The sequence below is a fragment of the Planktothrix tepida PCC 9214 genome, from assembly GCF_900009145.1.
Taxonomy (GTDB): Bacteria; Cyanobacteriota; Cyanobacteriia; order Cyanobacteriales; family Microcoleaceae; genus Planktothrix; species Planktothrix tepida.
Genome location: NZ_LN889934.1, coordinates 1 through 428, shown reverse-complemented (window position 1 = coordinate 428; position 428 = coordinate 1). Strand labels below are relative to the sequence as shown.

Annotated in this window: 1 protein-coding gene; it reads left to right on the top strand. The window is 56.3% G+C overall.

The features are described from left to right. Window positions 1-305, top strand: a 305-nt coding sequence (locus PL9214_RS29870) for a globin domain-containing protein (RefSeq protein ID WP_072722831.1), incomplete at its 5' end; no start/stop codon positions are given. Between the last annotated feature and the right edge of the window lie 123 nt (window positions 306-428).

Sequence of the window (428 nt, the reverse complement as noted above, 5' to 3'; positions counted from 1 at the left end):
CCTACTTCTCTCACATTGATGTAAGCCCCGGCTCTGCCCAGGTCAAGGCTCACGGCAAGAAGGTTGCTGATGCCTTGGCCAAAGCTGCAGACCACGTCGAAGACCTGCCTGGTGCCCTGTCCACTCTGAGCGACCTGCATGCCCACAAACTGCGTGTGGATCCTGTCAACTTCAAGTTCCTGAGCCACTGCCTGCTGGTGACCTTGGCTTGCCACCACCCTGGAGATTTCACACCCGCCATGCACGCCTCTCTGGACAAATTCCTTGCCTCTGTGAGCACTGTGCTGACCTCCAAGTACCGTTAAGCCGCCTCCTGCCGGGCTTGCCTTCTGACCAGGCCCTTCTTCCCACCCAGATCGGAAGAGCACACGTCTGAACTCCAGTCAATCACGATCTCGTATGCCGTCTTCTGCTTGAAAAAAAAAAAC